We start from the raw sequence: 9,122 nt of genomic DNA on the forward strand, positions 1-9,122 counted from the left end.
CAAGTATTGCCCACACCCAGATGGGGGAACCTCTACTTGGCCTTTTTGCCACCGCTCATGCCGTATTTGCGCATGAACTTCTCCACCCGGCCTTCGCTGTCGATGATCTTCTGGCTGCCGGTGAAAAAGGGATGGTTGCCCGACCAAACATCCACCTTGAGCTCCGGCTTGGTGGATCCCACCGTCATCACCACTTCGCCGTTGCAGATGACTTTGGCTTCTGGATACCACTGCGGGTGCAATCCTTTCTTGGGCATAACCCTTTCCTCCTCTGGGCCTGTTTCTATACCCTTGTCTATCAACATCTTCCTCTAAAAACAACGGCAGGGATCCCTAGCGCTTCGAGTACTGGGGAGCCTTGCGGGCCTTGCGCAGGCCGTATTTCTTCCGCTCCACGGCGCGCGGATCCCGTTTCAGATAACCCTCTACTTTCAAAGGGCCGCGATTGGCCGGATCCACCTCGCAGAGAGCGCGCGCCACCCCCAGCTTGATCGCATCCGCCTGGCCGTGAACGCCGCCGCCATGGGCTCGCACTAGGATATCGTAGGAGTTTTCCAGACCAAGGATCTCCAGCGGCCCCTTCACACTGGCCAGCAGGGCTTCTTGATACTGCAGATACTGGTCTCCCGGCCTGTCGTTGATGATGATTTTGCCCGTGCCGGGCACCAAACGCACGCGGGCAACGGCGGCTTTGCGGCGTCCCGTTCCCCAATAAACGGCTCGTTGGCTGCTCGCTTGAGTCATGCTTTGGCTCCTGGGATCGTGTTGAGGGGATAAACCTGGGGTTGCTGGGCCTCATGAGGGTGGTTTGGCCCGACATAAACTTTCAGCTTGGTGAATTGCCGCCGGCCCAACCGGGTGTGGGGCAACATCCCCTTGATCGCTTTTTCCACCACCCGCTCCGGCAGGCGCGCCTGCAGTTGGGCAAAGGTTTCTACTTTCATGCCGCCAGGACGGCCAGAGTGGCGGCGGTAGAGCTTTTGGGTGCGCTTTTTGCCAGTGACCACCACTTTCTCAGCGTTGATCACAATTACATAGTCCCCCGTATCCAGGTGAGGGGTGAAGTCCGGTTTGTGCTTACCCCGCAAGAGGGTGGCCACAGCGGCGGCCAAGCGGCCCAGGCGCTGATTGGCAGCATCCACCAGATACCAGCGGGGCGCCAGAGTTTCGGGGTTGGGAAGGGGAGTTTTGTTCATGGCAGGCAAGGAAACATATCAGGACAAGCTTGGAGATCGCCCAGATCAACCGCAGGAATGGGCCAACGCAGCCGGCGACCGGAGGGCGGAGGGAGGCTCTGTGGGCAAGGCCCAAAAGGGCGGCGAGTGGGCGAACTGTTGACCGAAGGGATCCGCAGCATAGCCCACATCCGTCAGGCACAGCCCTTGCGGAGGAGCGCTGTAGCGGGTGCGCATCTGGCTCCAGTCGTTGTGTTGCCACAGGTGGACAAACTGTGCCGGGCTGAGCTGGCCCCGGCCCACCACCTCTAGGGATCCCACCAAGAGCCGCATCATCCGGTAGAGGAAGCCGCTGGCCTGCACCTCGATGCTGATCAAGTCCCCCAGCCGCTGGCAGAGCACCTCCTGCACCTGTACCCGCGAGTGGGGCCGATCCGATCCCCGCCGCCGGAAGGCTTCCAAGCTGTGCTCCCCCAGCAGGGAATTCAGGGCTTCCGCCATCGGCTCCACCTGCAGAGGCCAACGCACTTGCCAGCTAAAGAGGCGCCAGAACACATCCGGTCGCTCCCGGTTCAGGATCAGGTAGCGGTAACGGCGCCAGCGAGCCGAAAAGCGGGCGTGCCAGGAGTCAGGCACTTGAGCAGAAGCCAGCACTACCACATCTTCCGGCAGACAGTCGTTCAGCACCCTCGACCACTCCGCCGCAGGGATACCGGAGGTGGTGTCGAAGTGGGCCACCTGGCCTGCAGCATGAACCCCCGTATCGGTGCGACCGGCCCCATAGAGGGTTACCGGATGCCCCGCCCGCGACGCAATCGCCTCCTCCAGCACCCCTTGCACGGTACGGCGGGACACCTGGCGCTGCCAGCCATAGAACCTGCTGCCGAGGTACTGAATTCTCAGGGCAATGCGACGGTACGGCATGGATCCCTTTCCGCTACACCAGCTCGATGACCGCCATTTCTGCTCCATCCCCCCGCCGATGCACGGTGCGCAAGATGCGGGTATAGCCACCGGGCCGATCCCGGTAGCGCTCAGGAGCCTGCTCAAACAGGGAGCGCACCAGCTCCTTGTCGTAGATGTAGGCCAGCGCCTGTCGCCGCGCCGCCAGGGATCCCTCTTTGGCCAGGGTGATCATCTTCTCGGTGGTGGCCCGAATGGCTTTGGCGCGGGCTTTGGTGGTGGTGATCCGCCCTTCCCGCAGCAGAGCCGTGGTCAGCGCCCGCATCAGGGCCTTGCGCTGGTCGGCGGGCTTATTGAGGTGGGGGGTACGACGGCGGTGGCGCATGGTAACCTCTGTCTTGTGTCCTACACTCTTCGGGGATCCTTGGGTTTTGACGCGGTTGTGCTAGCGGTGCAGATGCTTGAGACGGAACCTAAACTCTATGCCTTGCCTTTTTCGCGGGTGCGGGGCAGTGTCAGACCAAAGCGGGCTTTCAAAGCCTGCACCACCTCTTCGGCAGACTTCTGGCCAAAGTTTTTGATCTCCAGCAGATCTTCCTCGGTATAGAGCAGCAGATCGGCCACCGTGTTGATCTGAGCTCGCTTCAGACAGTTGTAGGCCCGTACCGAGAGCTGTAGCTCCTCGATGGGGATCTGGTTTTTTTGGTTGTCCTCGGCTGGCTGGGGCGGCACAGGAGCATCGAAGCTGACCTCCTGCAGCGGTGCGAACAAGCCCACCAAAATGCGGGCTGCTTGGCTGAGGGCCTCTTGCGGGGTGAGGCTGCCGTTGGTCCAGATTTCCAATACTAGCCGATCTTTTTCCAGGAATTGGCCCACCCGAGCTGCTTCCACGGCGTAGTTCACCTTGCGCACCGGCATGAAGACAGAGTCGATCTGCAGAAAATCAATCGCCATCGCTTTGCTGTCGGAGTAATCGACGGCGCGGTAGCCATGTCCCCGGCCAATCATGAACTCCATTTCCAAAATCGCTCCTTCCGCCAGGGTGGCAATGTGGTGACGGGGGTTGATCACCTCCACATCGCTGGGCAATTGCAGCTTCTCAGCAGTAACTTCCCCTGGCCCCTGAGCCACCAAGCGGCCCACCTGAGTCTCGGGGGAACTGGAGCGCAGCACCAGCTCCTTCATGTTTAGAAGGATCTCCATCACGTCTTCCCGCACCCCCGGCACCGTGGAAAACTCGTGGGTCACCCCGGCAATGCGTACAGCAGTCACCGCCGTCCCCTCCAGATTGGAGAGCAACACCCGCCGCAAAGCGTTGCCCACCGTGATCCCTTGGCCGCGCTCTAGCGGCCCCAAAGCAAATTTGCCGTAGTGAGCGCCACTGTCATCCCGACGAGATTCGACACACTCGGTCTGGTAGGCAACAGCACTTGCGCTCGCTCTGCTGCCCAGAGAGTGGGAGAGGGTTCGGCTGGTTTGAATCGTCATGGTGGCCCCGTCCGTCTGGCTCGACATCCGTTTGGAGAACTGATGAAACTTCGAGGTCATCTCACGCTTGGGCAGACCTGTAGCTCTGGAGCAAACTCCTACAGACGCTCGACCGGCCCTCAACGCGGGATCCTTTAGACACGCCGCCGCTTGGGAGGACGGCAACCGTTGTGGGGAATGGGGGTAATATCTCGAATAAGGGTAATTTCCAAGCCCGTTGCCTGTAGAGCGCGAATGGCGGTTTCTCGACCGGCTCCCGGCCCGCTGACCATCACTTCGATCTGGCGCATGCCGTTCTCCATGGCTTGACGCGCCGCACTTTCTGCTGCCATTTGGGCGGCGAAGGGAGTGCCCTTTTTGGCCCCTTTGAAGCCCGTAGAACCTGCCGAGGCCCAAGACACCACATCGCCATTGGGATCCGTGATGGTGACGATGGTGTTGTTGAAGGTGGACTGAATGTAGGCCACCCCATTGGGGATGTTCTTTTTGACTTTACGTCCGCGCCGTTGCTGCCGAGCCATGATCCAGGTGTCCTTGCAATCGACTGTTTGGGGTTGGGATTCGGGATGGTGGAAGAGTTTTGCCTTCCGCGCAAAGCCGAGCGACTACTTCTTGGCAGGAGCTTTCTTCTTGCCGGCCACCGTTTTCCTGACCCCCTTGCGGGTGCGGGCGTTGGTGCGGGTGCGCTGACCACGCACGGGCAGACCCAGGCGATGGCGACGACCTCGATAGGTGCCAATGTCGATCAGCCGCTTGATGTTCATCGCCTCCTGGCGGCGCAGATCCCCTTCTACCTGGTATTCGCCCTCCACCACCGTTCGCAGGGCGGCCACCTCAGCGTCGGTGAGGTCGCGGGTACGAGTATCCGGATTGATGCCGGTCTTCGCCAAAATTTGGCGGGAGCGGGTCAGCCCAATGCCGTAAATATAGGTCAGGGCAATCTCCACTCGCTTTTCTCGGGGGATGTCAACTCCCGCAATCCGTGCCATAGTCAGGGGTACCTTATCGAAATCAAATCAAACCAAGTTGCCTGCCTGAGATGGGATTTTTATTCAGGGGGATGTGGCCGTGGAGATGCCGGTCTTGGGATCCATGCTCACCGAGAGGTCTAGCCAACGTTTTGCTCGGTTGTGTCGGAAGCCTTTGCCTCTGTCTCCCATTGCAGGCTGAACCCACCCACCATCGACCCTCTAGCCCTGCCGCTGCTTGTGCTTGGGGTTGGAAGAACAAATGACCATCACCCGACCGTGGCGGCGGATGACCCGGCATTTTTCGCAGATCCGACGGACGGAAGGCCGTACCTTCATGGTTGATCCTGACAAAACCAGCGAATATCCATTCTATGTTCGTCTGGGCAACCTGTCAAAAAATGGGTTTGGGCTTTCCGGCACCGAGGGGACAGTCGGGTTGGCTATGCTGGTTGGGCAAGGATCTCCTGAGTCAAAGTAGGCGCGACTGTGGGGTGGAGAAGGCCATGCGGTGGCAATGGCTGGTTGTGCTGAGTGGTGTGCTGGGGCTGGGATCCCCTGTGTTGGGGCAAGGGATCCCTTTGCCGGCAGCAGGCTCCTCCTCTGCGGTGGAGAACTTTTCGACGGACGGGAACGGCCTGAGGACAGAGGGGGATTGGCTTTTGCCCTTGCGCAGCTCTGCCGATCGCATCGATGGGGTACCGGATCGGGGCTGGGTTGCGGTTGGGCTGTTGGAGGAGCAGGCGGTGACTCTGCTGGATGGGGCCAGCGGGGATCCCTTGTGGCAGGCGGCGGTGGGGTTTGCTCCCAGTGTGGTGCGGGTGGATGAGGCGCGGCAGGTGGTCTATGCCTCTGGCCCCAATGCCCCTGGGCTGGTGGCCCTCGATCTGCTGACGGGGGAGCTGATTCAGGCTTATGGGTTGCCGGCAGGGGTTTTGGATATTGCCGTGGATGGGGCCACAGGGCGAGTTTTTGCCTCCCTGCCCTCTGCCCAGAGTTTGGCGGTGATGGCTGTTCCCCTGCGCGTCAGCGGTGCGCAAAGCGATTCCTCAGAGCAGCCGCAAGCCCGCAATTTGCCGATGCCCGGCCCCCCCTTGGCGCTGGCCTACGATGCGCAGCGGGGATCCCTGTTTGTGGGTCTAGCCGGGGAGGATCCCCTCAGTTTGCTGGTGGTCAACCCAGACAATGGGGAGTTGTTGGCCCGTTGGCGCGGCGGCAATACTCCGGAAGCCATGGCCCTGGATGCGGAACGGCAACGCTTGGTGGTGCTCAACTCCGGCAGCCAAGACCTGACGGTGCTGGATCTGAGCCGCAGCGGCGAGGCCCTGCAGCGGGTTGGCCTGGATTGGCGACCGACGCGGCTGGCCCTTTCCCCTGATGGACGTTGGGCTTACGTGACCTCCCGCGATAGCGACCGCCTGCAGCTGGTGGATTTACAGACGGGGCGATTGGTGGCCTCGCTGCGGCTGCAGGGACAGCCGACGGGTCTGGTGATGCTGGGGGAGCGGGATCTGTGGGTGGTGGCAGCAGGGATCCCAGCTTTGCGCCGTTTGCAGAATGTGGAAGCCCAAGCTATCGCCGCGCGACGCTCTCGCGAACAGGCGGCCCTTGCCGTCCGCAATGGTGGGACGGAGCCCTCAAATGGGGAAGCCAGCCAGCATGAAGGAGCCCTCTCCCCGGAAGGAGCGGGTGTGGTGACCGGGCGGGTGCTGGATATTGCCGGCCAACCCGTTCAGACGGGGGTTTTGCACTTGGCCGCCACGCCAACCCAACCCCAGCGAACTGTTCGCATTGCTGCCGACGGCACTTATGTGCTGCCGGAACTGCCGGCTGGCCTGTATTTGGTGGATGTGGAGGTGCCGGGTTTTCCGCTGACCAGCACCCAGGTGGAAGTCCGGGCCGGCTTTGTCTCCACTCAGGATATTCGTCTGCCGCCCGGGGAACCGACCCGCCAGCCGGAGGGCATTGGCCTTTTGCCCGATGAACCCGTTTACTCGGATGAGCTGGCCCGCCACCTCAGCATGGCCCTGAAGGAGTTGCAGCCCCAGCGACCGGTGATCCTCTTGAAGGGGCCTTTGGGGCCGGATCCTCGGTTTGAGCCGCTTCTGCCCCTCACCCAGGGCCTAACGTTGTTGGATCGGGATGAGCGCTACACCGCCGACTTGGCCAAGCTGAAGGCCATCGGGGATGCCCTGGGATTGCGCTACATCCTTTTGACCCAGATGCAGATCTCGCGGGACTACAACCGCCAGGGCAACTCTCTGCTGAATACGGCCTTACGCTTTGTGGCCCCGACGGTGCCGGTGGAAATTCCCAACTTCACCCCCAACCAGCTGCGCAGCCGCGGGGTGGTGGTGGTGGTGGACTTGCAGAGGGATCGACCTGGGGATCGGGCTCGCTACTACGAAGCCTATGGGCGGGATGATGTGGGCGGGGATCCGATGTTTGAAGATGCGGCAGCGGGCCTGTTTCGGCTGCAGGTGCGCAACATGGTGCCGGTGTTTGTCCAACAATGGCAAGCCAACAACCCCTTTTCGGGGTGAGGATCCCTGCAGCACCCGTCAGTGGCGCAAAGCAGAATAGAACCGACTGCTATTACCGGATGCAACCTTCGCCATGCCTCTTCTCTTCTTCCATCCTCTCCGGCGCAGGATCAGCTATCGCTACGCAACGCTCTCGCGAACAGGCAGTCTGGCCCTCTGCGGCTGGCTGGCACTGGCTTCAGGAGCGCTGGCTCAGGCTCCGGCCACCCCCATTCCGCGGTTGACGCCGTTGTTTCCCTTTCAAGACAAAGGGCAGCCCCAGGGAACAGCACGGCTGGTGGGGCAGGTGAGCAACAGCGTGGGACAACCTGTGGCGGGGGCACAGGTGCAGTTGGAGGGCATGGAGAACCCCATTCAGCCGATTCAAACCGATGAGCGGGGCGCTTTTGAGCTAGACCATGCCCCAACCGGGCGCCGGATGTTGACGGTGTGGCACCCCGACTATGAAAAGGCAGAGCAGGAGATCCTCCTGCAAGCGGGCCTGACCACCCCTGTGGATGTGGTTTTGCAGGTGCCCATTCGGCCTCAACCCCGTCGTCGCCTTGGCATTTTGGGGGTGGGAGGGTTGGAGCACACCCAACTGTTGGGCCAGCGCCTGGCCATAGAGGCAGTGCGTCTGGGCTTGATCCCCAACGGCGAGAAGGTGGTGCCCCTGGACAACCGTCGCATTCAGCCCATTTTGCAGAAGGTGGGCTGGCCCATCTACGAGCTGTTTGAGTGGGATCGCCGCAAGCCGGAGGCGGTGGGCCAATTTTTCGATTACCTGGGCCTGGAAGCCATCGTCATCGCCCGCGTCGATGTCCTCACTCGACCAGCTTCGCCAACGGAGCTGAGCCTGCGTTCCCGCAGCCGCCTGGAACTGTGGCGGTTTGATGAGCAAGGCAACCTTGTGGTAGATATCCTGGCCGAGGCCAGTCGCGATCAGGTGGAGCGGAGCAACCTCAATGCTGCCGAGCTGGCCCAGCTTTATCAAATCCAAGTCACCCAAATGGCTGCTGAGGTGGGATCCCGCTGGAAGGAAAATCACCCGCTGGCCCAGTACCTAGAACTGGCTCAGGGAGAAGCCCCACCCCCACGCTCCCGCCTGGACACGGCTGTGGAGCTGCGCATCCCCTCTGCCACACCGACTCCCTAGGTCTTAAGCAGAACAGCTCCGGGATCTCTTCTGAATTGCTGCCCGGCGCTGCAGCCGGCCTGACCGCGTCAGCGGTGCGGTTCCCCCCCCAGCGCTTTGCTCCTGACGCCAGCTGTCCCATGGGCTATTTTTGCTGGGGATCCCTTCCGATGGCGCGATAGGGCGAGCCACCCCAGTTTCAAGGCCAGCCCCAGCACCTGCCAGCCGCGCAACCGGATCACCAGGGATCCCCATCCGTGCCAACCGATGCGAGCGAAGGTCAAGCGCAGGTGTTGGGCCAACTGAGGGGGTAGAGCGGCGATTAGTCCCAAGCATTGCCCCGTCAAAGCCGGATCGGCAAAGCCAATTTCCACCCCTCCTTGCCAAGATTGGATGTGGAGCTGCTTGCCCAGCTTCCACAGGTAGGGCCAATCTCTGGGGGAGCAACGTTCTCCCCGCTGTACCGGCCAACGGCCGCGAAGGCGCAGGGATCCCCAACGCCATTCCCAACCACGGCGGCTGCCCCGCACAGTCCACCCCCCCCACCCGTGCCATTTCCAGATCCAGGCAAGGGGGCCCTGCCAGGGTTTGCGGTAGCGCAGAATGAGCTGTTGAGGCCAGAACAAGAGAGTTCCCACAAAGACGGCCAGCAGCAATCCCAAAGGACTCCGTCCCGCTAACGCGAACAGCTTGAGCACCGACTGGGATCCTCCGCGGTCAATCCATAGCGGGCCAGAAAACGGGGCAAATCGACCACCAGGCAGGTGTAGGATCCCTGCATCACCAGCCGCTCCTGTTGGGTAATCTCGACCTGAAACCGAATGCGTCTTCCCTCCACGGCCACGACTTCGACCCGAACCTGCAAGGGATCCCCCGCCACCGCTGCCGACCGATGCTCCAAGGCAAAGCGGATCCCGACCGCCGCTTCCTC

13 protein-coding genes are annotated in these 9,122 nt (G+C 61.7%); 2 read left to right on the top strand and 11 right to left on the bottom strand.

From position 1 onward, the window contains the following. Positions 1–32 precede the first annotated feature (32 nt). From rpmE to rpmJ, 9 genes are all read right to left on the bottom strand, one after another. Complete coding sequence (rpmE, locus tag NW856_RS10690; protein ID WP_011433195.1) at positions 33–257, bottom strand: 50S ribosomal protein L31; 225 nt, start codon at positions 255–257, stop codon at positions 33–35. A gap of 76 nt (positions 258–333) precedes the next feature. Then, positions 334–744, bottom strand: coding sequence for a 30S ribosomal protein S9 (gene rpsI / locus NW856_RS10695; RefSeq protein ID WP_414400211.1), 411 nt, complete (start codon positions 742–744; stop codon positions 334–336). Further along, positions 741–1,196 (bottom strand): 50S ribosomal protein L13, encoded by a 456-nt coding sequence (gene rplM / locus NW856_RS10700; RefSeq protein ID WP_414400212.1) that lies wholly within the window; start codon positions 1,194–1,196, stop codon positions 741–743. The genes rpsI and rplM overlap by 4 nt, the downstream gene beginning before the upstream one ends. A 45-nt stretch (positions 1,197–1,241) precedes the next feature. Next, complete coding sequence (truA, locus tag NW856_RS10705; RefSeq protein ID WP_414400213.1) at positions 1,242–2,099, bottom strand: tRNA pseudouridine(38-40) synthase TruA; 858 nt, start codon at positions 2,097–2,099, stop codon at positions 1,242–1,244. A gap of 13 nt (positions 2,100–2,112) precedes the next feature. Beyond that, on the bottom strand, positions 2,113–2,463 hold the full coding sequence (rplQ, locus tag NW856_RS10710) for a 50S ribosomal protein L17 (protein WP_011433191.1): 351 nt from the start codon (positions 2,461–2,463) through the stop codon (positions 2,113–2,115). A 95-nt stretch (positions 2,464–2,558) separates the two neighbouring features. Then, entirely contained in the window at positions 2,559–3,566 is a 1,008-nt protein-coding gene (locus NW856_RS10715; RefSeq protein ID WP_414400220.1) for a DNA-directed RNA polymerase subunit alpha, read from the bottom strand. 134 nt (positions 3,567–3,700) lie between these two features. Further along, on the bottom strand, positions 3,701–4,087 hold the full coding sequence (rpsK, locus tag NW856_RS10720; protein WP_011433189.1) for a 30S ribosomal protein S11: 387 nt from the start codon (positions 4,085–4,087) through the stop codon (positions 3,701–3,703). 84 nt (positions 4,088–4,171) lie between these two features. Continuing rightward, positions 4,172–4,555: a 30S ribosomal protein S13 gene (gene rpsM / locus NW856_RS10725; protein WP_011433188.1), complete on the bottom strand. Its 384-nt coding sequence runs from the start codon at positions 4,553–4,555 to the stop codon at positions 4,172–4,174. Positions 4,556–4,756: 201 nt separating this feature from the next. Further along, on the bottom strand, positions 4,757–4,873 hold the full coding sequence (gene rpmJ, locus NW856_RS10730) for a 50S ribosomal protein L36 (RefSeq protein ID WP_011433187.1): 117 nt from the start codon (positions 4,871–4,873) through the stop codon (positions 4,757–4,759). A gap of 167 nt (positions 4,874–5,040) precedes the next feature. Between rpmJ and NW856_RS10735 the strand changes: the two genes are divergently transcribed. Together NW856_RS10735 and NW856_RS10740 are read left to right on the top strand one after the other, a co-directional pair. Beyond that, positions 5,041–7,077 (top strand): carboxypeptidase regulatory-like domain-containing protein, encoded by a 2,037-nt coding sequence (locus NW856_RS10735; protein WP_414400215.1) that lies wholly within the window; start codon positions 5,041–5,043, stop codon positions 7,075–7,077. Between the two features lie 73 nt (positions 7,078–7,150). Continuing rightward, a complete protein-coding gene (locus tag NW856_RS10740) occupies positions 7,151–8,212 on the top strand; it encodes a carboxypeptidase-like regulatory domain-containing protein (protein ID WP_414400216.1) in 1,062 nt (353 codons plus the stop codon). 68 nt (positions 8,213–8,280) lie between these two features. On the opposite strand, the gene NW856_RS10745 is transcribed toward NW856_RS10740, so the two are convergent. Together NW856_RS10745 and NW856_RS10750 are read right to left on the bottom strand one after the other, a co-directional pair. Further along, a complete protein-coding gene (locus tag NW856_RS10745; protein ID WP_414400217.1) occupies positions 8,281–8,889 on the bottom strand; it encodes a hypothetical protein in 609 nt (202 codons plus the stop codon). Beyond that, positions 8,868–9,122, bottom strand: a 255-nt coding sequence (locus tag NW856_RS10750) for a thioesterase family protein (RefSeq protein ID WP_414400219.1), incomplete at its 5' end; no start/stop codon positions are given. The genes NW856_RS10745 and NW856_RS10750, both read right to left, overlap by 22 nt.

Source organism: Synechococcus sp. R3-13 (assembly GCF_047462195.1).
GTDB lineage: Bacteria > Cyanobacteriota > Cyanobacteriia > Thermostichales > Thermostichaceae > Thermostichus.